This window comes from Pseudarthrobacter sp. GQ63, assembly GCF_059758765.1.
This window is the reverse complement of record NZ_JCAXEF010000002.1, coordinates 295781-321614: the sequence shown is the minus strand read 5'-3', so window position 1 is coordinate 321614 and position 25834 is coordinate 295781. Positions and strand designations below refer to the sequence as shown.

Genomic DNA, 25834 nt, shown 5'->3' with positions numbered 1-25834 from the left:
GCCTGCGGGATCCTCCCTGGGTGCCCGTCCGCGAAGGTCCTCAGCCTGTGCGCCCACCTGGACCCGAACGGCCATGGTCCGCGCAGAAGCCCAGGATTCAGGCGTAGGGCCGGGCTTAAAGATGTGTGGCCGGTACCCGAAGGTACCGGCCACAACCATCAGTTCAAACGAACTGGAAACCTTACAGTGCGTTGACCTTCTTGGAGATCGCCGACTTGCGGTTTGCTGCGTTGTTCTTGTGCAGAACACCCTTGCTAACAGCCTTGTCCAGCTTGCGGCTGGCAGCAACCAGGGCAGCAGCAGCTGCATCCTTGTCCGTGGACTCAACGGCAGTGTTGACGGCGCGGATGGCCGTCTTCAGCTCGGACTTGACTGCGTTGTTGCGCAGGCGTGCCTTCTCGTTGGTGAGGATGCGCTTCTTCTGGGACTTGATATTCGCCACGTGTGAACTCTCTTTTTAATGCGGAAATGGTCTAGAGGGCTTTCAGGTTGGCCATTGACTGAGCGGCGTGGGGATACCTATGGCGGCCAACCATCAGTGGCCGTCGACCTGCACGGACACACAGCTATAAAGAATAGCAGGTCAGCGGCAACTCTTGCCATTTCGAGGGTTAGGCCCAGCCGTGTCGCCGGCGCAGGGAGGACGCCACCTGATCGAACCGGTTGCGGTCAAGCACGGCGCCCTCGCGTCGGATGCCGTCCGGGCGCAGCTGGATGACGCGGTCCAGCCGGGCCTCGCTGGGGCGGCCCTGACGGTCCCAGCCGCCTACTCCGATGTCCACGTAATCCGCTGATGCTGCAGAGTCGGGAACACGGTCCCTGCTGGTTAGCATCAGTCCGAGCAGGTACCCGCCGTTGCGGCCCACGAGCAGAACCGGCCGGTCTTTCCCGCGGCTGTGGTCTTCTTCGTACGGCACCCACGCCCACTCCACTTCCCCAGGATCCGGTTCACCATCTGGCCTGGCCGCATACCTGACGGTGAATTCGCCGTGGAAGTCCCCGGTGTAGGCAGCGCCGGCGTTTAACCTGCCCTGAACCTGGCCGTTGCCGGAAGCCGGTCCAGGCCGGCCCGGCGAGGGACGGTCGGTTGCCCCAGTAATCCTTCGCACCCTTGTGAGTGTTCGCAGGCCTGTCCTGACCGCGTCCTGCAGTGACTGGAGATTGAAAACCATCCAGCCACCCTATAGCTGCCTCCCGCGTGGAGGAGCGACGGCGGCAGCTCCATTGAGGATGCGGTGTGGCAGGCCCTGACGTGGGACACTGGAGGTTGAAAATGTGCGGCCAGTCCGCGGGCCGCCCACGGCGCGCCCAGGCGATGGCCGTGTGAATGCCAAGAGTAAGGACCCCTGCGTGTCTCCCATGGCCCGCACCGCACCGGTGCCCGCCGCGACAGATCCGGCCATTATTCGGAATTTCTGTATCATCGCGCACATTGACCACGGTAAGTCCACCCTTGCCGACCGGATGCTGCAGTTCACCGGTGTGGTCCAGTCCCGTGACATGAAGGCCCAGTACCTGGACCGGATGGACATCGAGCGCGAACGCGGCATCACCATCAAGTCCCAGGCGGTCCGTATGCCGTGGGAACTCGACGGCACCAGCTACGCGCTGAACATGATCGATACGCCCGGACACGTTGACTTCACCTATGAGGTTTCCCGCTCTCTCGCAGCGTGTGAAGGGGCGATCCTCCTGGTGGACGCTGCCCAGGGCATCGAGGCCCAGACCCTCGCCAACCTCTACCTGGCGATGGAAAACAACCTCACGATCATCCCCGTCCTGAACAAGATCGACCTCCCGGCAGCGCAGCCGGAGAAGTACGCGGCGGAGCTGGCCAGCCTGATCGGCGGAGACCCGGAGGACGTCCTGCGCGTTTCGGGCAAGACCGGCATGGGCGTCGAGGCGCTGCTGGACAAGATCGTCCGCGACCTGCCGGCTCCCCAGGGCGACGCCAATGCCCCTGCGCGCGCCATGATCTTCGACTCGGTGTATGACACTTACCGCGGCGTGGTCACCTACGTCCGGGTGGTGGACGGCATGCTGCACCCCCGCGAACGCATCCAGATGATGTCCACCCGGGCCACCCACGAACTCCTCGAGATCGGGGTGAGCTCCCCGGAACCCACGCCCTCCAAGGGCCTGGGTGTGGGCGAAGTGGGCTACCTCATCACCGGTGTGAAGGACGTCCGCCTGTCCAAGGTGGGCGACACCGTCACCAACCTTGCCAAGCCTGCCGCTGACTCCCTCGCCGGCTACGCGGATGCCAAGCCCATGGTCTTCTCCGGCCTGTATCCGCTGGACGGCACGGACTACCCGGTGCTGCGCGATGCGCTGGAGAAGCTGATGCTCAACGACGCCGCCCTGGTCTATGAGCCCGAAACGTCCGCGGCCCTGGGCTTCGGGTTCCGCGTTGGCTTCCTGGGCCTGCTCCACCTTGAAATCACCCGCGAGCGGCTGGAACGCGAGTACAACCTGGACCTGATCTCCACCGCTCCCAACGTGGAATACGAGGTCACGCTGGAGGACAAGAAGGTGGTCCACGTGACCAACCCCAGCGAATACCCCTCCGGCAAGATCTCCGAGGTCCGCGAGCCCATGGTGGCCGCCACCATCCTGGCCCCGAACGAATTCGTCGGAGCCATCATGGAGCTCTGCCAGAGCCGCCGCGGCGTGATGGGCGGTATGGACTACCTGTCTGAGGACCGGGTTGAAATCCGCTACCGCCTGCCGCTGGCCGAGATCGTGTTCGACTTCTTCGACATCCTGAAGTCCAAGACCCGCGGCTACGGTTCCCTGGACTGGAAGGCCGACGGCGACCAGGTGGCCGACCTTGTCAAGGTGGACATTATGCTCCAGGGCGAACAGGTGGATGCCTTCTCCGCCATCACCCACCGGGACAAGGCCTACGCGTACGGCGTCATGATGACCACAAAGCTGCGTGAGCTCATTCCCCGCCAGCAGTTCGAGGTGCCCATCCAGGCGGCGATCGGCTCCAGGATCATCGCGCGGGAAAGCATCCGCGCCATCCGCAAGGACGTCCTGGCCAAGTGCTACGGCGGTGACATCTCCCGTAAGCGCAAACTGCTGGAAAAGCAGAAGGAAGGCAAAAAGCGCATGAAGATGGTGGGCCGCGTCGAGGTTCCCCAGGAAGCCTTCATCGCTGCGCTTACCACCGACGAATCCAAGGACAAGGCCAGGAAGTAGTGGTTACAGCGGCCGGCACTGCGGGAGGACCCTGCAGTGCCTAGCGTTCTTCCCCTTGGCGACCCGGCGCCGTCGGACGGTCTGCTGCCCGGCCAGGCAGCCGACGGTGCGGCGGACCGGGCATTCGGGCTATATGTACACATCCCGTTCTGCGCCGTCCGCTGCGGCTACTGCGACTTCAATACCTATACCGCCACGGAGCTCGGCGGCGGCGCCTCCCAGGATGCCTATGCCGCCACCGCGGCCTCGGAAGTGTCCCTGGCAGCCAGCGTCCTTGCAGAATCCGGCCTCCCCGCGCGGCCGCTCAGCACGGTGTTTTTCGGGGGCGGCACGCCAACCCTGCTCCCAGCGGAGGACCTGGCCCTGATCCTGGGGCGCGCCATCGACCAGTGGGGGATCGAGGCGGGCGCCGAGGTCACCACGGAGGCGAACCCGGACTCCGTCACCCCGGAGTCCCTTGCCGTCCTGAAAGATGCCGGGTTCACCCGGATTTCGTTTGGCATGCAGTCCGCCGTCCCCCACGTCCTCAAGGTCCTGGACCGTACCCACACGCCCAGCCGTGTGCCGCAGGTGGTTCAGTGGGCCCGGGACGCCGGCCTGGCCGTCAGCCTCGACCTCATCTACGGCACGCCGGGGGAGTCCCTGGACGATTGGCGGTACTCCCTCGAGACAGCGCTGTCCTACCAGCCGGACCACATCAGCGCCTACGCGCTGATCATTGAGGACGGGACCAAGCTCGCCGCCCAGATCCGCCGTGGTGAAGTGCCGGGGATCGACGACGACGACCACGCCGACAAGTATGAGCTGGCCGATGAACTGATCACCAAGGCAGGCCTGGGCTGGTACGAAGTCAGTAACTGGGCCCGCACGTCCGGACAGGCCTGCCGCCACAACCTCGCCTACTGGCGGGGCGACGACTGGTGGGGGATCGGACCGGGGGCGCACTCTCACGTGGGCGGTGTCCGCTGGTGGAACGTCAAACACCCCACTGCCTACGCCGGACGCCTGGCACAGGGAGTGTCGCCGGCAGCAGGGAGGGAAACCCTAAATGCGGAAACCCGGAATATGGAGCGGGTGATGCTCGAGGTCCGCCTCCACTCGGGCCTCGAGATCGCCTCGCTCGGCGCCGCAGGACGGCACGAGGTCGCCGGGCTGATCGCGGAAGGACTGGTGGACCCTGCCGCCGCTTTCGCGGGCCAGCTGGTCCTCACGCTGAAGGGCAGGCTGCTGGCTGACGCAGTGGTCCGCCGGGTCCTGCCCAACTAGCAGTTGCGGGGCCAGGGCGCCCGTGCTGGGGCCACCCCTGCAGGGTGCGAGTGCTGGGAGCCGGCGGTGGGCCCACGCTGGCGAGGGCCCCGGCACGAGCTTGCGAGTGCTGGGAGCCGGCGGTGGGCCCACGCTGGCGAGGGCCCCGGCACGAGCTTGCGAGTGCTGGGAGCCGGCGGGGACTACTTAATCCAGCGAAGGTTGTACTGGTAGCGGTGCGGCTGTCCCTTGTTGACATGGATGCCGGCTGCCACGGAGAAGCAGGTCAGGGCAATCCAGATAAGGGTGGCAATCACGGCAAAGATGTTGCCGACCACCGGAACGAACACCAGGATATTCGCCACCACAGCGGCGATGGTGGGCGGCAGGCTGAAGTTCAGCGCCTCCTTTGACTCCTGCGCCGTGAAAGGGCCCCGGTCCCGGAAGATCAGGTAGATCAGCAGGGCCGGAACGCAGCCCAGGATTCCGCCGAAGTGGGCCATGGTGGCCCACTGCCGGTCTTCGCTGGCTGTCAGGGGCAGCGCATTCGCCGGAACGCCATGGTATTCCGAACGGCCCTGGCCGCCCTGGGTGTCCCTGTGATCGCGTGCGTTTTCTGCCACAGTCTGTTCCTTCTGAAAGTGCCATGGTGCTGGCTAAGAATGCATATCGGTTGCTCCGGGCTGCGAATATCGCAGGTTCCGCAGTACCAAGAATACTGGCTGGAGGCGCGGAAGCTGCCCTGGGGCTCACAGGCACAGCGGCACGGGGTGCCTGTCAGGGCACTGTCAGGAAGTCAATGACTTCCTCCACCCTCCCCAGCAGGGAGGCTTCCAGGTCCGCGTAGGTGCGGACCGCACCCAGCAGCTTCTGCCACCCAAGCCCGATGTCTTCCTTGGTGGCATGGGGCCAGCCGAACGCGGCGAGGATGCCGGTCTTCCAGTCCTGCCCGCGCGGCACCACGGGCCATTTTTCGATGCCCAGGACAGCCGGACGGATCGCCTGCCAGACGTCCACATAGGGGTGGCCTACGATCAGCACGTTCCCGGCCGCCCCCGGGGAGGCCATGACGGCGTCCGCAATGCGGGATTCCTTGGAGTCGGGCACCAGGTGGTCCACCAAAACTCCCAGGCGCCGGCCTGGTCCGGGCCTGAACTCGGCCACCGCCGCGGCAAGGTCGTCGATGCCGTGGAGGGGTTCGACGACGATGCCTTCCACCCTAAGGTCGTCTCCCCAGACCTTTTCCACCAGTTCGGCGTCGTGCTTTCCCTCCACCCAGATCCGGCTGGCCTTTGCGACCTGCGCCCGCTGGCCGGCAACCCGGACCGAACCTGAGGCTGTCCTGCCGGCGGCAGCGGCTGTCGCCTGGCGCGGCGCCGGCGGGAGCAGCTTTATGGCCTGCCCCTCGAGGAGGAAGCCGAAGCCCAGCCGGAAAGACCTGGATTTGCCGCGCCTGTCCTCCAGGGCCACTACGTGCATGCCGCCGGACTTCTCCACGCGGGTCACCGCGCCCACCCAGCCGGACTGGACATCCTCCAGCACCATTCCCCGTTCAACATGCACCTCAGGAAGTGCAGCCTTTGACGGAGCGGACATGTCCTGGGGACCCCAGTTCTGGTACTGCATTGATTCACTCCGCCTAGCGCTCGATCACAGGTCCGGAATTTCGCCCGGAGCGGTACCAATGCTAGCAACGGGGAGAGGCATAATAGACTGTTAGCACTTGGGCATGTCGAGTGCTAAACGATGGGTGGCGCAGCGCGGGCGGCGCGGTCGCCCCAAACCCTGGATGGAGGTGGAGTGTGAGCGAGCCACGCAAACTTGAAGTACTCCGTGCCATCGTGGAGGACTACGTCCATTCCCGTGAACCCGTGGGGTCCAAAGCCCTGGTGGAGCGCCATCATCTCGGTGTGTCCAGCGCTACCATCAGGAATGACATGGCGGCCCTGGAGGAAGAGGGCCTGATCACGGCTCCGCACACCAGCGCCGGGCGGATCCCCACGGACAAGGGATACCGGCTCTTCGTGGACCAGATCTCAGCCGTCAAGCCGCTCTCCCCGGCGGAACGCCGCGCCATCCAGTCCCTCCTGGAAGGATCGGATGACCTGGACGATGTCCTGGACCGGACCGTCCGGTTACTGTCCCAGCTGACCAACCAGGTTGCGGTGGTCCAGTACCCGCACTTGAGCAGGGCCCTGGTTCGGCATATCGAATTCGTCCTCCTCGCCCCGCGGAAGGTGCTGGTGGTTTTGATCGCCAACAGCGGCAAGGTGGAGCAGCGCGTTATCGACGTCGGCCAGGACCTGGGGGACGACGCCCTGGCGGGCCTCAGGGCCCGGTTCCTCGGATCGCTTGCCGGAACTCCGCTGAGCCAGCTCGCCCAGTCCCTGCCCGCCGTGGTGGCCGCAGCCGCCCCGGGGCAAAGGCAGGCCGCCCAGGCCCTCGCTATCGGCCTGGAAGCCCTGGCGCAGAGCAGCCGCGAGGAACGCATGGTTATGGCGGGCACCGCCAACCTGGCGAGGTCAAACGTGGACTTCCCGCTCAGCATCGGCCCGGTGCTGGAGGCCCTTGAGGAGCAGGTGGTCATGCTCCGACTGCTGAGCGAGATGGCGCAGGACCACCGCGGGATGGCTGTCAGCATTGGCCGCGAGATTCCCTATGACGGACTGGCCGAGGCATCGGTTGTGGCCACCGGCTATGGCCCCGACAGCGCAGCAAAGATCGGCATCCTGGGACCAACACGGATGGACTACCCCACCACCATGGCCGCCGTCAGGGCTGTTGCCCGCTACCTTTCCCGGATTTTGGGCCCCTGAGGTCCAGCCCGGGCCACCGGATACCCACAGCATTTCCAGCAGTCCAACTGCAGGCAGTACAACAAGGAAGAGATACGAACTTTGAGCAGCCACTACGACGTCCTTGGAGTCTCACCGGAGGCCACGGGAGAAGAGATCAAGAAGGCCTACCGCAAGCTGGCACGCACCCTGCACCCGGACGTCAACCCGGGTGAGGACGCATCGGACCGCTTCAAGGCAGTGACCCACGCCTACGAAGTCCTGTCGGATCCGCAGAAACGCCGGGTGTACGACACCACGGGCAACGAAAACGGGACGGACAACGGCTTCGGCGGCGGCGGATACGCCGGCCAGGGTTTCGCCTTCCAGGATATTTTCGACACCTTCTTTGGTGCCGGGGGTTCTACCGGCCCGGCCTCCCGCGTGCGGCGCGGGCAGGACGCCCTCATCAGCGTCCGGATCGAACTCCGCGACGCTGTCTTCGGTGTGAACAAGAAGCTCGACGTGGACACCGCCGTCACGTGCCCAACCTGCGAGGGTTCCTGCTGCCAGCCCGGCAGCCATCCTGAGCGCTGCGACATCTGCGGCGGCAGCGGCCAGGTCCAGCGCGCCGTCCGTTCCATCCTGGGACAGGTCATGACCGCAGCACCGTGCGGAACCTGCGAGGGCTTCGGCACGGTCATCAAGGACCCGTGCAACGAGTGCAGCGGCCAGGGACGCATCCGGAGCCGCCGTTCGCTGACCATCAAGGTTCCCGCCGGTGTAGCCACCGGAACACGGATCCAGCTTTCCGGCCAGGGCGAGGCAGGCCCGGCAGGCGGACCTTCCGGTGACCTGTACGTTGAGATCCGCGTGAACAACGACGCCACTTATGTGCGCGACAGCGACGATCTCCACGCCACCTTGCACATCCCGATGACGGCGGCTGCCCTGGGCACCGAAGTGAGCCTGGAAACGTTCGACGGGCCACAGGAAATCGACGTCAAGCCCGGGACCCAGTCCGGCGAGATCATCACTCTTCGTGGACTTGGGGTGACCCACCTGCGCGGTTACGGCCGCGGCGACCTCAAGGTCCACCTCCAGGTTGAGACGCCCGCCAAGCTTGATGCCGCCCAGGAAGAGCTCCTGCGGCAGCTGGCCAAGATGCGCGGTGAGCAGATCACCGAGGGCAAGCTTGCAGCCAGCGGCGGCATGTTCGCCAAGCTCCGGGACAGGCTCGGTAACCTGTAGCAGTGAGCAACCCTGTCTTTTTCACTCCGTCCGGGTCCCTCGACCACATGACGGCGGGGCAGGCCTTTGTCCTCGAAGGGACCGAGGCGCGGCACGCCGTCACGGTCAAGCGCCTCGCCCCGGGTGAGCCCGTCGACATCGTTGACGGCGCCGGGACGCGGATGAGCGGACGGGTGCTTGCGGCGTCACCCGCAGGCCTCAAGGTGGAGTGCGCCTCCGTGGCTGTTGAGGAGCGGCCGGCCACGAGGCTGGTGCTGGTGCAGGCCCTGGCCAAGGGCGACCGGGATGAACTCGCCATTGAAACGGCCACTGAACTCGGGATTGACGCCGTCATACCCTGGCAGTCCGAACGGTCCATCGTGCGGTGGAAGGGCGACCGCGCCGCGAAAGCCCACGCGAAGTGGCAGTCGGTGGTGACGGCGGCAGCCAAGCAGGCGCGCCGCGCGTGGGTCCCCGAGGTGCGGCCCGCCGTCGACACCGCCGCGCTGGCCGTCCTCGTGGAGGCCGCGGGGCTGGCGGTCATCCTCCATGAGGACGCCGTCCGCCCCCTGCGCACCGTACTGGAATCCTGGCGGGAAGCGGACGGAACGGAACCGCGCGAGGTGCTGCTGATCGTTGGGCCGGAAGGCGGCATCAGCCCCAGGGAAGTCACCAGGCTCTGCGGAAAGGGCGCCGTCACCGCCCTGCTGGGGCACCATGTCCTGCGCTCATCAACCGCCGGACCGGCCGCCGTCGTGCTTGCCAGCGATGTCCTGGGCCGCTGGACCGCACCCTCGCCCTGAATGTCGCGGCCGGGCCCAACCGACAGGCTACCGGACGTTGAAGGCCCGCGAGTCCTCATTCTGGTCCGGCTGATCGCCGGTACCGGCCTGGGCCACCTTCAACTCGTAGTCTCCGGCCGGCAGCGTGAGGGCAAGCGTAAACAGTCCTGCCTGGCCCGGCTCAACGGCCGCCGTCGTTTCCCCAGTCAGGAACGGGACCTTGGTGCCGTCCTCCTCCGCCCGCAGGATCTGCCAGCGGAGCTTGCCCCCGGAAAGGGTGCTGCGGCCGGTGATCTTGACGCTCCCTGCGGCAACCTCTGTGTTCTCCTGCGGATCAATGATCCAGACAGGGGCCACCATGCCGGCGGCCCTCGTCATAAGGTCACCCAGCTGGATATGGCCTAAAGCAACGTAGTCCGTGTGGCCGTCCACAAGGATCCGCACGCGGATTTGCTGCCCGGAATCGATAAGCCCTGAACTGGCGGCAGCGGCGGTGGCCGTATACACAAGCTGCTGGACAGCGCGGCCGGCCATGTCGGCGTCAAGGTTGCTGTTGAAGGCGTCCTCGGACACGTCCACCGTGATGACGTCCTTGCCGGAGATGGACGTGGCCAGCTTGCCGGGATTCTGCCAGGGGGTGAAGAAATCCGGGTCCAGGGGTTTGTCCGACATCATGGCCCGCAGGGCCCGTGTCACTGGATTTTCCTGTTCAGGCACATCCCTGAATTCCCGGTAAAGGAAGATGCTGCTGTTGCTCCGGCCGATCCAGTAGACCGGCGCTTTGTTGGACGACTGCGTGGTTTCGAGCGGCGCGCTCGTGGAAGGCGCCGTGCCGGCGGCAGCAGGTCCGGAGCCCAGGGCGGTGGTGGGGGAGGGATCAGGCTCGGCCAGGCAGCCCGTCAGGAGCGGAGCCGCCATCAGAATCACTGCCAGGACGCCAGGGCGCACAATGCCGCCACGTCGTCCTGCCCTGCGGGGCGCAGCAGATTCCGGCACGTTTGTTGCCTGTCCTTTCATGAATGGCGGGCCGCTCCCCAAGCGGCGGTCCCAGCAGTGGCTGGATTTCCAGCATGGCACAGGGCCCGGAGCGGAAAGGCCGGATACGGGCCTCCGGACGGAACTGCAACGGGAACGATATGAGGCCGATATGAAGTTGATACCTAATGGCGGAACCGGCGGCGCTGCGCGTGTTTCCCGAGCTGTCCCGGCCCTTCCCCTTTCAGAGGTTGATGCTGTCCTGGCGTAAGATGGAGGGATCGCTGGTCAAGGCGCAACCGGTCCATCGTCCAAGTGCACTGTCGCCGGCCGCCAGCAGCGGGAATTGTCCGGTACTTTGAGGGGAACACGGGCCTGCGGGCCATCACTATGACTGAATCAGCGAATGGCAAGCGCCGGCTCAACACGGGAGAAGGCGCTGCGGGGGAATTTCCCCATTCCCTCCCCGGCAGCCGTACCGAGGTAGTCCTTTTCGACAACTCCGACCAGATGGTCCAGTCCTTGGGCAGCCACGATGAAGCACTGCGGTACATCGAGGAACAGTTTCCGGCCGTCAACTTCCATGTCCGCGGCAATGAGCTCTCCATCACTGGGCCTGCCAGCGACGTTCCCCGCATCATGCGCCTCCTCCACGAGGTCCGCGGGCTGGTAGCCCGCGGTACGGTGATCAGCCCGGCGGTGCTGCAGCAGCTTGTGGCACTCTTGCGTACCCAGTCCCTGCAGAACCCCGTGGACGTCCTGACCCACGACATCCTGTCCAGCCGTGGAAAAACCATCCGCCCGAAGACGCTGAACCAGAAGACCTACGTCGACTCCATCGACACCAACACGGTGATTTTCGGCATCGGTCCGGCAGGCACAGGCAAGACATACCTCGCGATGGCAAAGGCCGTCCAGGCACTGCAGCAAAAGGAGGTCAGCCGCATCATCCTGACCCGTCCCGCCGTTGAGGCGGGGGAGCGGTTGGGCTTCCTCCCCGGGACCCTGAGCGACAAGATCGATCCATACCTGCGCCCGCTCTACGATGCCCTGCACGACATGATGGACCCTGAGTCCATCCCCCGGCTGATGGCGGCAGGCACCATTGAAGTGGCGCCCCTGGCCTACATGCGCGGCCGGACGCTCAATGACGCCTTCATCATCCTTGACGAGGCGCAGAACACCACGCCGGAGCAGATGAAGATGTTCCTGACCCGGCTTGGCTTCGGATCCAAGATGGTGGTTACCGGCGACGTCACCCAGGTTGACCTGCCTTTCGGCACCCGCTCCGGACTCCGCATCGTGGAGGAGATCCTCCACGGCATCGAGGGCGTCAGCTTCTCGGTCCTGGACGCGGCAGACGTCGTCCGGCACAGGCTGGTAGGCGACATCGTCAACGCCTACAGCATCTGGGATGAAACCCAGCGCAGCAGGGTCAAACATTCGGCGGGCGCCGCCAAGCGGGGGGAACACGCGTGAGCATCGAGGTCAACAATGAGTCCGGCGTCCAGGTGGACGAAGCGGAAATCGTGGCGTTGTCCCGGTACATCTTCGAGCAGCTGTATATCCACCCGCAGGCCGAACTGTCCGTCCTGCTGGTGGACGAGCCCGCAATGGAGAAGCTTCACATAGAGCTGATGGACGAGCCCGGTTCCACTGATGTCCTCTCCGTTCCCATGGACGAACTGACCCCCGGAACGCCGGACCGTCCCACCCCCCAGGGCATGCTCGGTGACATTGCCATCTGCCCGCAGGTTGCCAGGGTGCAGGCCAAGAACGCCGGCCACTCACTGCAGGACGAGATGCTCCTGTTGACCACGCACGGTATCCTCCACCTGCTGGGGTACGACCATGCAGAACCCGAGGAGAAGGCCGAGATGTTCGGGCTCCAGCGTGAGCTGCTGTCCGGCTTCACCGGCAAAGAAGCGCCCGCCGAGACCACCCAGTGACGCCTCTGCTCCTTGTCGCAATGGCCTTGGCTTTCCTGGCTGTTGCGGCCATATTGACTGCGGCCGAGGCCGCCTTCAACTTCATTCCGCGGCATGACGCGGAAGACGCCCTGCTGAAGAGCCGCGGGACGGCCCTGCGGCAGATCCTCTCCCACCCGGTGGCGCACATCAGGGCGCTGCGGTTCTGGCGTATCTGGTTCGAGATGGCGTCCGCCGTTGCGGTCGCCGTGCTGCTCTACAGCCTGCTGGACAACGTGTGGCTGGCAGGCCTTGCCGCAACCGGCATCATGGCGTTGCTGGGCTTTGTCATCGTGGGTGTTTCGCCGCGCCAGCTGGGCAGGCTCCACTCGGCGGCCGTTGTCCGCTCCACTGCTCCGATGATCCGCTTCCTGACCTGGGTCCTGGGGCCGATCCCAGGCTGGCTGGTGACGCTTGGCAGCACGGCTGCCCCCGGCGCCCCCGGCGGGGACGAGGCGTTCTTCAGCGAGCAGGAATTCCGTGAACTGGTGGAACGCGCCAGCGAGTCCGACATGATCGAGGACACCGAAGCGGAAATGATCCAGTCCGTCTTCGACTTCGGTGACACGCTGGTCCGCGCCGTGATGGTGCCGCGAACGGACATCCTCACCATCGAAGCGGGATCCAGCCTGCGCCAGGCGATGTCCCTCTTCCTCCGCTCCGGCTACTCCAGGATTCCGGTCATCGGCGAAAGCACGGACCAGATTCTTGGCATCATCTACCTGAAGGACGTTGCCGCCGTCATCCACGAGCTGGCACCCCACGAGGAGCCGCCGCTGGTGGAGTCGCTCGCCCGGGAAGTCCGGTACGTACCGGAATCGAAGCCCGTCAGCGACCTTCTCCGGGAGCTCCAGAAGGAGTCCACGCACGTTGCCATCGTGATCGACGAGTACGGCGGAACTGCCGGACTTGTCACGCTGGAAGACCTCATCGAGGAAATCGTGGGTGAAATAGTGGACGAGTACGACACCGAAAGCGCCGAGGCCGTCGAGCTCGGCGACGGATCCTACCGGGTCAGCGCCCGCATGGGCATCGATGACCTGGGCGAGCTCTTCGACATCGAACTGGATGATGACGAAGTGGACACCGTTGGCGGCCTGCTCGCAAAAGCGCTGGGCCGCGTACCCATTGTCGGAAGCACGGTGGATGTGCAGGGTGTGTCCCTGCGGGCCGACCGGCTGGAAGGCCGCCGCAACCGCGTCAGCCATATCATTGCGGCGCGGGTGGCAAAAGAAGACACTGACCTTGAGGACCTCTTCCAAGAGGCGGAAGCAACCCAGCAGGGAGTTTCACGTGAGCAAGAAAAATAAGGCCGAAAACCACGACGATTTCGGCGGTTTCCGCGCCGGGTTCTCGGTCCTGGTAGGCCGGCCCAACGCGGGCAAGTCCACCCTGACCAATGCGCTGGTGGGCAAGAAGGTGGCCATCACGTCCGCCAAGCCCCAGACCACCCGGCACACCATCCGCGGCATCGTCCACCGGCAGGACGCGCAGCTGATCCTGGTGGACACGCCAGGGCTTCACCGCCCCCGCACCCTCCTGGGCAAGCGCCTGAACGACCTCGTTGCGGACACGCTGGCCGAGGTGGATGCGATTGGGTTCTGCCTCCCCGCCAATGAAAAGATTGGCCCCGGGGACAAGTTCATCGCCGCCCAGCTGGCCGCCGTGGGCCGCAAGCCCGTGATCGCCATCGTCACCAAGGCCGACACCGTGGACCGCCAGGCCCTGACGGAGCAGCTCCTGGCCGTGGCCGCCCTGGGCCGGGAAGTGCTGGGGGAGGAAGGCTGGAAGGACATCGTTCCCGTCTCCGCGACCGACGGCTTCCAGGTGGACACCGTCGCTGACGTGCTCATCAGCCTCATGCCGCCGTCGCCGCCGCTGTACCCGGACGGTGAACTCACCGACGAGCCGGAAGCTGTGATGGTGGCGGAACTTATCCGGGAAGCGGCCCTCGAAGGCGTCCGGGATGAGCTGCCCCACTCCCTCGCTGTGGTGGTGGAGGAAATCGTCCCCCGGGAGGACCGGCCGGAAGACAGCCCGCTGCTCGACGTACGGGTCAATCTTTACGTGGAGCGTCCCTCCCAAAAAGCAATCATCATCGGCAAGGGCGGCAGCCGGTTGCGTGAGGTGGGCACCAATGCGCGCAAGGGCATCGAGGCGCTCCTGGGTACACGCATCTACCTGGACCTCCACGTAAAGGTGGCGAAGGACTGGCAGCGGGACCCGAAACAGCTGGTGAAGCTCGGCTTCTAGGCCCATTTCAAGGCGCGGCCGTTGGGCCGCCCGGCATTTTCCCAGCCTGGACCACTAAAATGGGCCGGATTTCGAATTTAGAGGAAGGTTCACCACGTGGGGCTAGGCCGCGACAAGCGCGACGACGGAGCTGAAGTGTCAACCGGGGGACCCGTGTCCCGGCACGCGGGAGATGCCACCCTTGGCGCCGCACGCCACCTTGGGTCCCTGCGCGGCATGCCGGTGTGGCTGAAGGTCGTCACCGCCATCGTTTCCGTTGCCATGATTGGCGGCATTGCATTCGCCGGTTTCTGGTTCCTTCGGCTTCAGAACAATATTTCCAAGGCTCCGCTGAACGCCGGCGGCGGCAACAACGAGCAGGTGAGCGACGCAACCGGACGGATGCAGATCCTGATCCTTGGCTCGGACACCCGTGACGGAGAAAACGCCGAATACGGCACCGCGGACGATTCCAGGGGCTACGGCAAGTCGGACGTCATGATGATGATGGACATCTCGGAGGACAACAAGCGCGTCAGTGTGATCAGTTTTCCGCGCGACCTGCTGGTGGACCTTCCCGAATGCAAGGATGAGGAAACCAACCAGGTCTACCCTGCCCGCAGCGGCGTGATGATCAACGAGGCCATGGCAGAAGCCGGCATAGGCTGCGCCGTGGACACCGTCAACCAGCTGACCGGCCTGGAAGTGGACCACTTCATGATGGCCGACTTCACCGCCGTGAAGGAACTGTCCAACGCCGTCGGCGGCGTCGAGGTCTGCATCAGTGACGCCGTCTACGATCCTGATTCACGCCTTCGGCTGCCCGCGGGCACGTCGGCGGTCCAGGGGGAAATGGCCCTCGCGTTCTTGCGGACGCGCCACGCATTTGCCGACGGCGGCGATTTGGGCCGGATCAAGGCCCAGCAGGGCTTCCTGTCCTCCCTGACCCGCAAGATCAAGGACGACGGCACGCTGTCCGATCCCGGCAGGATGCTCAAGATCGCCGACGTCGTCACCCAGAACCTGACCGTGGATGAAGGGCTGGCCTCCGTGCCCAGCCTGCTCACCATCGGCAACCGGCTCAAGGACATCGACATCAGCAAGGTGGCCTTCGTGGCTGTGCCCACCACACCGGCGCTGGCCGACCCCAACAGGCTGCAGATCGCCGAGCCCGCCGGTTCCCAGCTGTTCGCAGCCCTCCGGCAGGACGTCGATCTGACTGATCCGACGGCACCTTCGCCGTCCCCTTCGGAAACCTCCGCACCCCCCACGGCAGCCCCCACTGAGACGGCACCTGGGCTCCCGCCTTATGACAAAGCCGTTCAGCCCGTCACCGTGGCCAACGGCACCGGTGTTCCGGGACGCGCGCAGGAAATCGTGCAGGCCCTGGTCTCGGGCGGCTTCACCCAGGCCGGGCAGTTCGAGGCCACAGCGGTGGAGCAATCGGTAGTTTATTACGGCACGGACTTCGCGGACGTGGCTGCGGACGTCGCCGCCGTGCTCGGCATACCGGCCGCACAGATGCTGCCTGCCCCGAACATCGCGGGAGTCCAGGTGTACCTGGGCACCGACTTCACAACCGGAGTCACGTACGGGGCTCCAGCCGCGCTCCCGGAGAACATCGTCAACCAGACTGCGAAGGATGCGTCCTGCCAGCAGGCTAACGCGGCGCTGATCGTCCAGGGCTAACCGCCGGCGCAAGGGGAACGCCAGGACACAACTGATCAACGAGATAAGTGGGGCCCACCAGATGGTGGGCCCCACTTCATGTCCGGTTACCAGATGCTGACGCGTTCCTCCGGAGGCATCCACATGCCGTCCTGTTCCGAGACCTCAAAGGCATCGTGGAAGGCATCCAGGTTTTTCGCAATGGCGTTGGTGCGGAACTCGTTGGGGGAGTGCGGGTCCGTTGCAAGTCGGCGGATGGCCTCCTCGGGCCGGATGACCTGGCGCCAGCCCGCCGCCCAGGAAGCGAAGAACCGCTGCTCCCCGGTCAGTCCGTCCAGGACCTCCGGTTCCTTCCCGTCCAGGCTGATGCGGTATGCCTTGTAGGCAATCGCCAGCCCTGCCAGGTCGCCAATGTTCTCACCAAGGGTGAGGCGCCCGTTGACGGTATGTCCAGGGGCCGCGTAGGGCGAAAGCGCATCGTACTGGGCCACCAGCTTCGCGGTGAGCTTTTCGAACGCCTGCCGGTCCTCTTCCGTCCACCAGTTCCGCAGCGCCCCGCCGCCGTCGAACTGGGATCCCTGGTCATCAAAACCATGGCCGATCTCATGCCCGATGACGGCCCCGATACCGCCGTAGTTCACGGCGTCATCGGCGTCGGCCGTGAAGAACGGGGGCTGCAGGATCGCGGCCGGGAACACAATCTCGTTCATCATGGGGTGGTAGTAGGCGTTGACCGTCTGCGGGGTCATCAGCCACTTGTTGCGGTCCACCGGCTTGCCCACCTCGTCAAGGTGCCGGTCGACATCGGCGTTGTGCGCACGCTCAACGTTGCCCAGGAGTTCAGTGGGGTCGATCTCTACGGCGGAGTAATCGATCCACTGGTCCGGATACCCGATCTTCGCCCGGAAGCCCTCCAGCTTCCGGAGGGCCTCGGCCTTGGTGGCGTCACCCATCCAGCCAACTGCGGTGATGCTCTGGCGGTACGCCTCTGTCAGGTTGGCGACGAGAGCCTGCATCCTGGCCTTGTGGGTCTCGGGGAAGTGCCGGGCCACGTAGATCTGCCCCACAGCTTCGCCCAAAGCCGCTTCGACGACGGCCACGCCGCGCTTCCAGCGGTCCTTGTTCCGGGGCGTGCCGCTGATGGTGGTCCCGTAAAAGGCGAAGCTGGCGTCCACGAAAGCCGAGGAAAGGTACGGTGCTGCTGCACTGACCACCCGCATCGCCAGCCATTCCTGCCAGTGGGCCAGCGGTTCGGACTCAAGGAGTGCAGCGGCGCCATCGAAAAACGGAGGAGTGCTCATGACGATCTCCTGCCGCTTGTCGGCATCAATGCCGGCGGCCTCGAACCAGGTGGCCAACAGCGGGAACAGCGCTGATGCCTCGTCCGCCGTCTTCAGGTTGTACGTCTTTTGCGGATCCCGAAGGGTGACGTTGTCCCAGTGGTGGGACGCGAGCTTGGTCTCCAGGGCAACCACACGCCCGGCGGCTGCAGCCGCGTCGGCAACGCCCGCCAGGCCGAGCATCGTCTTCACGTGCGCGGCATAGGCGGTGACCATCGGGGCGAACTTGTCTTCCCGGTAGTAGGACTCGTCGGGCAGGCCGAGGCCACCCTGCCCTGTGTACAGGAGAATCCGGTCGGGGTTCCCGGCATCCGGAGCAGGGTAGATGTAGAAGAGACCGCCAACATCGGCACGGAAGAGCCGGCCTGCCAACGACACGAGGTCCGCCACGGAGGTGGTGGCCGACACCTCCGCAAGGCGCTGGCGGATCGGTTCAAGGCCCTTCGCTTCAACAGCGGCCTCGTCCATGAAACTGGTGTAGAGGTCCCCGATTTTCCGTTCAATCCCACTGGCGGCCGCGCCCTTGGCCGCGGCTTCTTCAATAATGTCGCGGACTGCGATCTCCGAACCGTCCCGGAGGGCGGTGAAGGTACCCTCGAGCGGCCGGTCATCGGGAATGTCGGTGGCCTTCAGCCATGCGCCGTTGATGTGCTGGTAAAGGTCATCCTGCGGCCGGACCGTGTGATCAATGGTGGACAGGTCGATCCCCGAAATGGGCACTGAAACTCCTTCTGATGGAGAGCGGCGGCAGGAAAACAGCGCGCGGCGTCTGCATGGTGGACTTTACTGACGGTAGTGCCCTTTCATCTTACGCACCCGTGTTACTCTCAAAAGGTGCGTGCAGAGCTCCTTCTTCTTAGCTGCCGCGGCGAGGCCTCAGACGCGATCTAGCGCAAGGCCCACCCTCGCTGCGGAGTTTGTGTTGCCCGGCCACCCTTTCAACGTAGAACCACAGAAAAGGCCCCGATAGTAATGCGAAACGCACAGAAGCCCTCAGGAATGCCTGCCCACCGCTACACGCCGTTCCAGGACCAGATCAAGGTTGAACTGCCGGACCGCACCTGGCCGGACAAGGTCATTACCAAGGCCCCCCGCTGGTGCGCCGTTGACCTGCGCGACGGCAACCAGGCACTGATCGATCCGATGAGCCCGGCGCGCAAGATGAAGATGTTCGACCTGCTCGTCCGGATGGGCTACAAGGAGATCGAGGTCGGATTCCCCTCCGCTTCGCAGACGGACTTCGACTTCGTCCGCCAGCTGATCGAGGGCAACCACATCCCGGGCGACGTCACCATCCAGGTCCTGACCCAGGCCCGTGAGCACCTGATCGAGCGCACTTACGAGTCGCTGGTGGGCGCCAAGCAGGCCATCGTCCACCTCTACAACTCCACCTCCGTGCTGCAGCGCCGCGTGGTCTTCAACCAGGATGAGGACGGAATCCTGGACATCGCACTCCAGGGCGCCCGGCTGTGCAAGAAATACGAGGAAACCCTCGCGGACACGCACGTGACCTACGAGTATTCCCCGGAGTCCTTCACCGGGACCGAGCTGGAGTACGCGGTGCGGGTATGCAACGCCGTCGCCGACGTTTTCGAAGCCTCCGCGGACCGCCAGGTCATCATCAACCTGCCCGCCACCGTGGAGATGGCAACGCCCAACGTCTACGCCGACTCCATCGAGTGGATGAGCCGCCACCTGCACCCGCGCGAAGGCATCATCCTTTCCCTGCACCCCCACAACGACCGTGGAACCGGCGTTGCCGCCGCCGAACTGGGCTACATGGCCGGGGCGGACCGGATTGAAGGCTGCCTGTTTGGCAACGGCGAGCGGACCGGCAACGTTGACCTGGTGACGCTGGGCCTGAACATGTTCGTCCAGGGCATCGACCCCATGATCGACTTTTCCAATATCGACGACGTCCGCCGGACCGTGGAGTACTGCAACCAACTGCCCGTCCCCGAGCGTTCACCATACGGCGGCGACCTCGTGTTCACGGCGTTCTCCGGTTCCCACCAGGACGCCATCAAGAAGGGCTTCGAAGCCCTCGAACGGGACGCCGCTGCGGCAGGCAAGGACGTTGCGGACTTCACCTGGCAGGTCCCGTACCTGCCCGTCGACCCCAAGGACCTGGGCCGCAGCTACGAGGCCGTGATCCGGGTCAACTCCCAGTCCGGCAAGGGTGGCGTTGCGTACCTGCTCAAGAACGAGCACAGCCTGGACCTGCCGCGCCGCGCCCAGATCGAATTCTCCGGCGTCATCCAGAAGCGTACGGATACGGTGGGCGGCGAAGTCAGCGGTGCCCAGCTGTGGCAGGTCTTCCAGGACGAGTACCTGCCCTCCGGCAAGACTGACGGCCAGTGGGGCCGCTACGCCCTGGGTGCCGTCAAGACGGAAACGGACGACGACGGCGGCATGACGCTGCATGCCTCCCTCACCATTGACGGGGAGCAGGTCAGCCGTACGGGCACCGGCAACGGTCCCATCGCTGCGCTGCTGGGCATCCTGGGGGAAGACGGCGTGGATGTCCGCGTGCTCGACTACAGCGAGCATGCGCTCTCCGAGGGCGGCAGCGCCATGGCAGCCGCCTACGTCGAATGCGCCGTGGGGGAGCGGGTGCTCTGGGGCGTCGGCATCGACGCCAACACCAGCATGTCCTCCCTGAAGGCAGTCATCTCCGCCGTAAACCGCGCCATCCGGGACGCCCAGGCCTGAGCATTGCACTGCCGTGCCGCCGGAAGCTTCCGCCGGCACGGCAGTGCGCGGCACCGCTGTGCGCGGCACGGCAGTGCGCGGCACCGCTGTGCGCGGCACGGCAGTGCCGGCAAAAATGGGAGGATAGAAGGCGTGGCCCAACACTCTTTCGCCTCGCGCGCGTACCGCGATGACGCCGTCGTCCTGCGCACCCACAAGCTGGGCGAGGCGGACCGGATCATCACCCTGCTGACCAAGCACCACGGCCAGGTCCGGGCTGTGGCCAAGGGAGTCCGCCGCACCAGCAGCCGGTTCGGCGCGCGGCTCGAGCCGTTTATGGTGGCGGACCTCCAGCTCGTGTCAGGCAAGACCCTGGACATCGTGACCCAGGCCGTGGCCAAGGGCGCCTACGGCGGGAACATTGCCGCGGACTACGGCCGTTACACGGTGGCGGCTGCCATGACCGAAACGGCCGAGAAGCTGACGGACGTGGACGGCGAGGCGGGGACGGCGCAGTACAACCTTTTGGTGGGCGCGCTGGCGTCCCTCAGCAGGGATGAACATGCTGCCGGACTGATCCTCGACTCCTATCTTTTGCGGGCATTGGCTACCGGCGGCTGGGCGCCCAGTTTCACGGACTGTGCCCGGTGCGGCCTGCCAGGCCCCCACACGGCATTTTCGGCTCCACTGGGGGGAATGGTCTGCAGCGGATGCCGGCCCCCTGGTTCGCCGGCTCCGGCGCCGGAGACTGTGGTACTGCTGGCGGCGCTGCTGACCGGTGACTGGGCAACGGCGGACGGTTCCCTTCCCTTGCACCGGAAAGAGGCCGCGGGCCTGGTGGCCGCATACCTGCAATGGCACCTCGAACGGGTGCTGAAGTCCCTCAAACATGTGGAGCGTAGCTGACAGTGGCCCTCGGCAAAAAGAACACCGTGTCCCGGAAGCGCACCCACCCGGTGGTTGCCCCGTACCCGCACCCGTCCGGGGCCGTTGCGCCCTCCATCCCGGCTGAATTCATTCCCCGCCATGTGGCGATCGTGATGGACGGCAACGGCCGCTGGGCCAACCAGCGCGGCCTGCCGAGGATTGAAGGGCACAAAGCCGGGGAGCCTGCGCTGCTGGACGTGATGGCAGGTGCCATCGAGCTGGGCATCGAGTACGTCAGCGTGTATGCCTTCTCCACCGAGAACTGGCGCCGGTCCCCGGAGGAAGTCCGCTTCCTGATGGGATTTAACAAGGATGTGCTGCGCCGGCAAAGGAACCAGCTCGACGAATGGGGCGTCCGGGTTCGGTGGTCCGGCCGGCGGCCGCGGCTGTGGGGCTCGGTCATCCGCGAGCTTGAAGAGGCGGAAGAATTCACGGCGGGCAACAGCACTTGCACGTTGACCATGTGTGTTAATTACGGCGGCCGGGCTGAGATCACGGATGCCGTCTCCGCCATCGCTGCCGAGGTGGCCGCCGGCAGGCTCAAACCCGGTGCCATCACCGAGCGGACCATCCAGAAGTACCTCGACGAGCCGGACCTGCCGGACGTGGACCTGTTCCTCCGCAGCTCGGGGGAGCAGCGGCTGTCCAACTTCCTCCTCTGGCAGTCCGCCTACGCCGAGTTCGTCTTTATGGACACCCTGTGGCCCGACGTCGACCGGCGCACGCTCTGGGCCGCAGTGGAGGAGTACGCCCAGCGGGACCGCCGCTACGGCGGGGCAGTGGACGCGGCCGCACCTGCGGGTTCCTAGGCTTCAGGCAGCGCAGGCGGCGCGCCCGCGGGTCAAGCAGGGGGTGCCATTCAGGCGGAGTAGGCCCTGAGCCACGCTGCCAGGTCCCGGCAGGCCTCCTCCCGTACGCCGCGGCGGGAAAGGAAGACGTCGTGGATGGCGCCGGGATAGCGGAAGACCGCCACCCGCCGTCCCAGGCGCAGCGCGCGGTGGGCTGTTTCCTCGACGTCGATTACGGCGTCGGCCTCCATCATCTCCGCCGACCACTCGATCTGGATGCGGGTCCGGTGCGAGAGCAGGACCAGCGCCGGGGCCCGGATGTCCAGCCGGCGCTCCACCGCGGCATGGCCGGCAAGGACCGCCTTGGCCCAGCCGGCCCTGATGGGGAATGATGCCCTGGGCCGCCACAGGGGGTCGAGGTGCCACTCGCCGTGGGCCTCGCTGCTGACGCTCTGCCAGTAGCCGGGCATCTCCGGGAGCCAAAGGGGACGCCGGGGGTCGGCCCTGGACAGCGGGTCCACCAGGTGCATGGCGATGGTGCGGATGATACTGCTGCCCTGCAGTTCCAGCCACGGCGCATTCAGGATCAAGGTGCCCAGTGCCGTCGGGTTCCGGTCAGCCCATAGCGCCGTAATGAGCCCGCCCAGCGAGTGGGCCAGAACGTGGACAGTGGGTTCAACTCCCGGGCCCAGGCGTTCCTTGAGGTCTTCCCTGATCGCCCCGAGGGCCGCGGCGAGGTCCTCGTCATAGACCGCCAGGTCATCAGTGAAACCCGGCGTCTGCCAGGGCCGGAGGCTGCGGCCGAATTTGCGCAGGTCCACGGCGTAGAAGGGGAACCCGGCGTCGGTCAGGTATTCCGCCAGCTCCCCCTGGAAGAAGTAGTCCGCCCAGCCGTGGACGTACAACACCGCGTTAACCGCAGGCTGCTCCGCCGTCGTCGGCAATGCCGCCGACTCCCTGGCGAAGCAGCGGACAAGCGTTGCACAGACGTCGCCCTCATCGTCCGGGGCGAGGGGAAGGACACGCTGCTCGAAACGCGGCCCCAGGATGTCGGCAGTCCAGAGGGCTGCGTCCGTATCCCTGCCCACCTGTGCGCCGGTCATCCGCTGCCTCCGCTGCCGGATGGGTCCGGCTCCCCGTCCCCGTACGCCCGGAGCCAGCGCGCAAGCCTGGCGTACGCGTCGGCGCGCACGGCGGCGGGAGAGAGGAACACGTCGTGCAGGGCGCCGTCGATCCGCTCCACGGTGACGGTCCGGCCCAGGGTCAGGGCACGGGCAGCAATGATGTTGACGTCGAGGACGGCATCCGTCCGCCGCATCTCCTCAGACCAGAACAGCCCGTTGGCGCTGCCGCTGGAGAGCAGGACGAGGATGGGGACCTCGATGTTGAGTCCCCGCGCCACCCGTGAATGCCCGGCCAGGACGGCGCTGAGCCAGCCCGCCCGCACGGGAAAAGCCATGGGGGGACGGTAGCGGTCATCCAGCGTCCACTCTCCGTCGGCCGAACTGCTGATGGTCCGCCAGTAAAAGCCCCGCTCCGGCAGCCTGAGCACGGCTTCGGGCCGGAACCGGGCCACGGGTCCCACCATGCCCGCCGTGGCACGCCGCACCAGTGAACTGCCGTGCATCTCCAGCCAGGGGCTGTTGAGGACCAGCCGTGCCACCTTGCCGGGATGCCGGCTTGCCCAGAGCACGGCCACCAGCCCTCCCGTCGAATGCCCCATGAGGGTGAGGGACAGGTCTGCCCCGTCCTGGGCGATCAGCCGGCATGCCGTGTCGATTTCGGCGTCATAATCCCCGAGGTCCGACACATAGCCGCCCGGGGTTTCCGGCCGCAGGCTCCGTCCGTGGTTGTGCATGTCCAGTGCGTAGAAGTGGTACCCGGCCGATGACCAGAAGCGGGCGAGGTCCACGTTGAAGAAATAATCGCTCCAGCCATGGAGGAAAAGGACCACCCGGCGGCGTCCGGGGGAAGAAGGCAACGCAGCCATTGCAGGACGGAAGCGGACAAGGGTGGCCGTGCGTTCCACGCCGTCCGGGCCCCTGGCCTGGAAGGCGTGCGACTCGAAGCCCTCGCCCAGGATGTCCTGCTGCCACTCCATGGCTTCATGCTAATCCGCTCCCAGTTCGGCCAGCTCATTTTGGTCTGGGCCCTCCAAGGCGGAAAACTAGAGTCATGCGCGTTTACCCCACATTCTTCAGGCTTGCCTTCTCATGGATGGACGCCGAGCGCGCCCACAAAATCGGGTTCAAGGCCATCAGGCTGGCGCACCGCTCCGGCGCGGGAAAGGTCCTGGAAAAGCTCACTGCCCCCGCACCATCCCTCCAGACCGCGGCTTTCGGCGTAACGTTCCCGTCCCCGTTCGGGCTCGCTGCCGGATTCGACAAGGAAGGGCACGGCATCGAGGCTCTGACCGAACTCGGGTTCGGCCACGTGGAAGTGGGTACCATCACCGGCCAGGCCCAGCCCGGCAACGAGAAGCCGCGGCTCTTCCGCCTGGTCCAGGACCGCGCCGTCATCAACCGGATGGGCTTCAACAACGACGGCGCAACCGCGGTGGCCCCGCGCCTCAAGGCTGCCCGTGCCGCCCTGCAGCGCCGGCACCCGGACGTGCGCCCCGTCATCGGGGTCAATATCGGCAAGACCAAAGCAGTGGAACTGGCTGACGCCGTGGGTGACTATCTTGTGAGTGCCCGCAACCTTGCACCCGCCGCCGATTACCTGGTGGTCAACGTAAGCTCGCCCAACACGCCCGGGCTGCGCCTGCTCCAGGATGTGCAGTCGCTCCGTCCCCTGCTGGCCGCCGTGGGTGAAGAAGCTGACCGGGCTGCCGGACGCCACGTCCCCCTGCTCGTGAAGATCGCACCTGACCTCAGCGACGAGGATATCGACGACGTCGCCCGCCTTGCGCTGGATCTCAAGCTGGACGGCATCATCGCCACCAACACCACCATCGCCAGGGACGGCTTGGCCTCGCCGGCGGACCAGGTGGAGAAGTGCGGTGCGGGCGGGCTCTCCGGCGCCCCGCTGAAGAAGCGATCCCTCGAGGTGCTGCGCAGGCTGAAGGATGTCACGGGCGACGCCCTCACCCTGGTGGCGGTGGGCGGCGTGGAAACAGCGGAGGATGTCCAGGACAGGCTCGACGCCGGGGCAACACTGGTCCAGGGCTACACGGCTTTCCTCTATGAGGGGCCGTTCTGGGCCGCACGCATCAACCGCGAACTGGCGAGGAAGCGCCGGTCCTGACTGGCGGAGCGCGGCGCCCTCATCCTTTAAACGCAAAACCCCGGCGGATCGACCGCCGGGGTTTCGCGCTTATGAAGACCGTTGCTGGTCAGGCGGGGTACTGCCCGCGCTTGACCTGGGGCTTGGGAAGACGGAGTTTGCGGAACTGCAGGGACCGCATGGAGCCGTACCAGACGGTGCCGCGCTCCACCTCGCCGAACTTGGCGGTCAGCCGCTTGCGGAGCTGGCGGGACAGGATGAACACGTCCACGAAGACGGCCAGGAACATTACCCAGAACCCGCCCAGGACGTAAATCATCATGTCGCTGGATGCCGGGACCACCAACGACACTAGGACGAACACCAGGGCACCGAACATCAGGTATTCGCCCAGGCTGAAGCGCGCGTCGACGTAATCACGGGCGAAGCGTTTCTGCGGGCCCTTGTCACGCAGGGGCAGGAATTTCTCGTCGCCGGTGTCCAGCGCCTGGCGCATCTTGAGGCGCTGGTCCTGGATGGCCTGGCGCTCGGCAGCTTTCGATGCCTTGCGGTCCTCAGGGACCAGCGGGCGCTTACGGGCTGCTTCCTGTGCCTTGCGGGTGGGAGTCGGGGCCCCCTTGCCGCTCAATCCGTTGGCCCGCGCCGCCGCCTCTGCAGCCTGTTGGTCTACTGTTTGCTGCGCCGAGGGCGCTTCCTTTTTACGTCCGAACACCTGAACAGAATACCTTGCGGCAGGCCCCGGATTTGATGCCTGGCCCCCGCGGCGCCCCATGGCGGGGGATGTGA

At 65.7% G+C, this 25834-nt stretch carries 23 protein-coding genes; 14 read left to right on the top strand and 9 right to left on the bottom strand.

The genetic code is table 11. The annotated features are described in order from the left end of the window. Positions 1-181: 181 nt before the first annotated feature. Together rpsT and AC6CHP_RS05950 are read right to left on the bottom strand one after the other, a co-directional pair. Positions 182-442, bottom strand: coding sequence for a 30S ribosomal protein S20 (rpsT, locus tag AC6CHP_RS05955; RefSeq protein ID WP_011692086.1), 261 nt, complete (start codon positions 440-442; stop codon positions 182-184). A gap of 169 nt (positions 443-611) precedes the next feature. After that, positions 612-1172, bottom strand: coding sequence for a type II toxin-antitoxin system PemK/MazF family toxin (locus AC6CHP_RS05950; RefSeq protein ID WP_498228547.1), 561 nt, complete (start codon positions 1170-1172; stop codon positions 612-614). Between the two features lie 178 nt (positions 1173-1350). Between AC6CHP_RS05950 and lepA the strand changes: the two genes are divergently transcribed. Both lepA and hemW read left to right on the top strand, forming a co-directional pair. Continuing rightward, positions 1351-3204 (top strand): translation elongation factor 4, encoded by a 1854-nt coding sequence (gene lepA, locus AC6CHP_RS05945; RefSeq protein ID WP_498228545.1) that lies wholly within the window; start codon positions 1351-1353, stop codon positions 3202-3204. A 36-nt stretch (positions 3205-3240) separates the two neighbouring features. Further along, complete coding sequence (hemW, locus tag AC6CHP_RS05940) at positions 3241-4470, top strand: radical SAM family heme chaperone HemW (protein ID WP_498228544.1); 1230 nt, start codon at positions 3241-3243, stop codon at positions 4468-4470. A 182-nt stretch (positions 4471-4652) separates the two neighbouring features. On the opposite strand, the gene AC6CHP_RS05935 is transcribed toward hemW, so the two are convergent. Both AC6CHP_RS05935 and AC6CHP_RS05930 read right to left on the bottom strand, forming a co-directional pair. Next, positions 4653-5072: a DUF4870 domain-containing protein gene (locus AC6CHP_RS05935; RefSeq protein WP_188729608.1), complete on the bottom strand. Its 420-nt coding sequence runs from the start codon at positions 5070-5072 to the stop codon at positions 4653-4655. 154 nt (positions 5073-5226) lie between these two features. Then, positions 5227-6075 (bottom strand): DUF3097 family protein, encoded by an 849-nt coding sequence (locus AC6CHP_RS05930; protein WP_188729610.1) that lies wholly within the window; start codon positions 6073-6075, stop codon positions 5227-5229. Positions 6076-6251: 176 nt separating this feature from the next. On the opposite strand from AC6CHP_RS05930, the gene hrcA reads away from it, so the two are divergent. The 3 genes from hrcA to AC6CHP_RS05915 all read left to right on the top strand — a co-directional run bounded on the left by hrcA (position 6252) and on the right by AC6CHP_RS05915 (position 9256). Further along, the gene (gene hrcA / locus AC6CHP_RS05925) at positions 6252-7265 is read left to right on the top strand and encodes a heat-inducible transcriptional repressor HrcA (protein WP_377192148.1); all 1014 of its coding nucleotides are present in this window, start codon (positions 6252-6254) and stop codon (positions 7263-7265) included. An 81-nt stretch (positions 7266-7346) separates the two neighbouring features. After that, positions 7347-8474: a molecular chaperone DnaJ gene (gene dnaJ, locus AC6CHP_RS05920; protein WP_188729614.1), complete on the top strand. Its 1128-nt coding sequence runs from the start codon at positions 7347-7349 to the stop codon at positions 8472-8474. A gap of 2 nt (positions 8475-8476) precedes the next feature. Continuing rightward, positions 8477-9256 (top strand): 16S rRNA (uracil(1498)-N(3))-methyltransferase, encoded by a 780-nt coding sequence (locus AC6CHP_RS05915; protein WP_427117053.1) that lies wholly within the window; start codon positions 8477-8479, stop codon positions 9254-9256. Positions 9257-9283: 27 nt separating this feature from the next. On the opposite strand, the gene AC6CHP_RS05910 is transcribed toward AC6CHP_RS05915, so the two are convergent. Beyond that, positions 9284-10231, bottom strand: coding sequence for a GerMN domain-containing protein (locus AC6CHP_RS05910; protein WP_498228541.1), 948 nt, complete (start codon positions 10229-10231; stop codon positions 9284-9286). A gap of 369 nt (positions 10232-10600) precedes the next feature. Here AC6CHP_RS05910 and AC6CHP_RS05905 point away from each other — a divergent pair, with 369 nt between their 5' ends. The 5 genes from AC6CHP_RS05905 to AC6CHP_RS05885 all read left to right on the top strand — a co-directional run bounded on the left by AC6CHP_RS05905 (position 10601) and on the right by AC6CHP_RS05885 (position 16098). After that, entirely contained in the window at positions 10601-11689 is a 1089-nt protein-coding gene (locus AC6CHP_RS05905; protein WP_188729619.1) for a PhoH family protein, read from the top strand. Continuing rightward, positions 11686-12159, top strand: a complete 474-nt coding sequence (gene ybeY / locus AC6CHP_RS05900; RefSeq protein ID WP_174174373.1) for an rRNA maturation RNase YbeY — start codon at positions 11686-11688, stop codon at positions 12157-12159. Before AC6CHP_RS05905 ends, ybeY begins: the two co-directional genes overlap by 4 nt. Then, entirely contained in the window at positions 12156-13487 is a 1332-nt protein-coding gene (locus tag AC6CHP_RS05895; protein WP_188729621.1) for a hemolysin family protein, read from the top strand. Before ybeY ends, AC6CHP_RS05895 begins: the two co-directional genes overlap by 4 nt. Further along, positions 13471-14430, top strand: coding sequence for a GTPase Era (gene era / locus AC6CHP_RS05890; RefSeq protein WP_377192140.1), 960 nt, complete (start codon positions 13471-13473; stop codon positions 14428-14430). The genes AC6CHP_RS05895 and era overlap by 17 nt, the downstream gene beginning before the upstream one ends. 216 nt (positions 14431-14646) lie before the next feature. Beyond that, positions 14647-16098, top strand: coding sequence for an LCP family protein (locus tag AC6CHP_RS05885; protein ID WP_498228837.1), 1452 nt, complete (start codon positions 14647-14649; stop codon positions 16096-16098). 86 nt (positions 16099-16184) lie between these two features. Here AC6CHP_RS05885 and AC6CHP_RS05880 read toward each other — a convergent pair whose 3' ends face one another. Continuing rightward, positions 16185-18137, bottom strand: coding sequence for a M13 family metallopeptidase (locus AC6CHP_RS05880; protein ID WP_498228538.1), 1953 nt, complete (start codon positions 18135-18137; stop codon positions 16185-16187). 252 nt (positions 18138-18389) lie between these two features. Here AC6CHP_RS05880 and leuA point away from each other — a divergent pair, with 252 nt between their 5' ends. The 3 genes from leuA (at position 18390) to AC6CHP_RS05865 (ending at position 21844) form a co-directional block, all read left to right on the top strand. Continuing rightward, positions 18390-20129 carry a 2-isopropylmalate synthase gene (gene leuA / locus AC6CHP_RS05875; protein ID WP_188729627.1) on the top strand — a complete coding sequence of 580 codons (1740 nt, stop codon included), beginning with the start codon at positions 18390-18392 and terminating at the stop codon, positions 20127-20129. 132 nt (positions 20130-20261) lie between these two features. Continuing rightward, on the top strand, positions 20262-21014 hold the full coding sequence (gene recO, locus AC6CHP_RS05870; RefSeq protein ID WP_188729629.1) for a DNA repair protein RecO: 753 nt from the start codon (positions 20262-20264) through the stop codon (positions 21012-21014). A 2-nt stretch (positions 21015-21016) separates the two neighbouring features. After that, a complete protein-coding gene (locus AC6CHP_RS05865) occupies positions 21017-21844 on the top strand; it encodes an isoprenyl transferase (protein WP_104185887.1) in 828 nt (275 codons plus the stop codon). 50 nt (positions 21845-21894) lie between these two features. Here AC6CHP_RS05865 and AC6CHP_RS05860 read toward each other — a convergent pair whose 3' ends face one another. Further along, complete coding sequence (locus AC6CHP_RS05860) at positions 21895-22926, bottom strand: alpha/beta hydrolase (RefSeq protein ID WP_498228536.1); 1032 nt, start codon at positions 22924-22926, stop codon at positions 21895-21897. Continuing rightward, positions 22923-23924, bottom strand: a complete 1002-nt coding sequence (locus AC6CHP_RS05855) for an alpha/beta hydrolase (protein WP_188729635.1) — start codon at positions 23922-23924, stop codon at positions 22923-22925. Before AC6CHP_RS05855 ends, AC6CHP_RS05860 begins: the two co-directional genes overlap by 4 nt. Before the next feature lie 74 nt (positions 23925-23998). Between AC6CHP_RS05855 and AC6CHP_RS05850 the strand changes: the two genes are divergently transcribed. Then, complete coding sequence (locus AC6CHP_RS05850) at positions 23999-25069, top strand: quinone-dependent dihydroorotate dehydrogenase (protein WP_498228534.1); 1071 nt, start codon at positions 23999-24001, stop codon at positions 25067-25069. Between the two features lie 88 nt (positions 25070-25157). Here the strand turns inward: AC6CHP_RS05850 and AC6CHP_RS05845 are convergent, their stop codons facing one another. Then, positions 25158-25760, bottom strand: coding sequence for a DUF3043 domain-containing protein (locus AC6CHP_RS05845; protein WP_066275932.1), 603 nt, complete (start codon positions 25758-25760; stop codon positions 25158-25160). Positions 25761-25834 lie beyond the last annotated feature (74 nt).

Excerpts from the sequence above, each read along its gene's own strand:
- leuA (WP_188729627.1), top strand. The coding sequence starts at position 18,390 with ATGCGAAACGCACAGAAGCCCTCAGGAATGCCTGCCCACCGCTACACG.
- AC6CHP_RS05850 (WP_498228534.1), top strand. The coding sequence starts at position 23,999 with ATGCGCGTTTACCCCACATTCTTCAGGCTTGCCTTCTCATGGATGGAC.
- AC6CHP_RS05905 (WP_188729619.1), top strand. The coding sequence starts at position 10,601 with ATGACTGAATCAGCGAATGGCAAGCGCCGGCTCAACACGGGAGAAGGC.
- AC6CHP_RS05855 (WP_188729635.1), bottom strand. The coding sequence starts at position 23,924 with ATGGAGTGGCAGCAGGACATCCTGGGCGAGGGCTTCGAGTCGCACGCC.
- AC6CHP_RS05950 (WP_498228547.1), bottom strand. The coding sequence starts at position 1,172 with ATGGTTTTCAATCTCCAGTCACTGCAGGACGCGGTCAGGACAGGCCTG.
- AC6CHP_RS05930 (WP_188729610.1), bottom strand. The coding sequence starts at position 6,075 with ATGCAGTACCAGAACTGGGGTCCCCAGGACATGTCCGCTCCGTCAAAG.
- AC6CHP_RS05860 (WP_498228536.1), bottom strand. The coding sequence starts at position 22,926 with ATGACCGGCGCACAGGTGGGCAGGGATACGGACGCAGCCCTCTGGACT.
- AC6CHP_RS05885 (WP_498228837.1), top strand. The coding sequence starts at position 14,647 with ATGCCGGTGTGGCTGAAGGTCGTCACCGCCATCGTTTCCGTTGCCATG.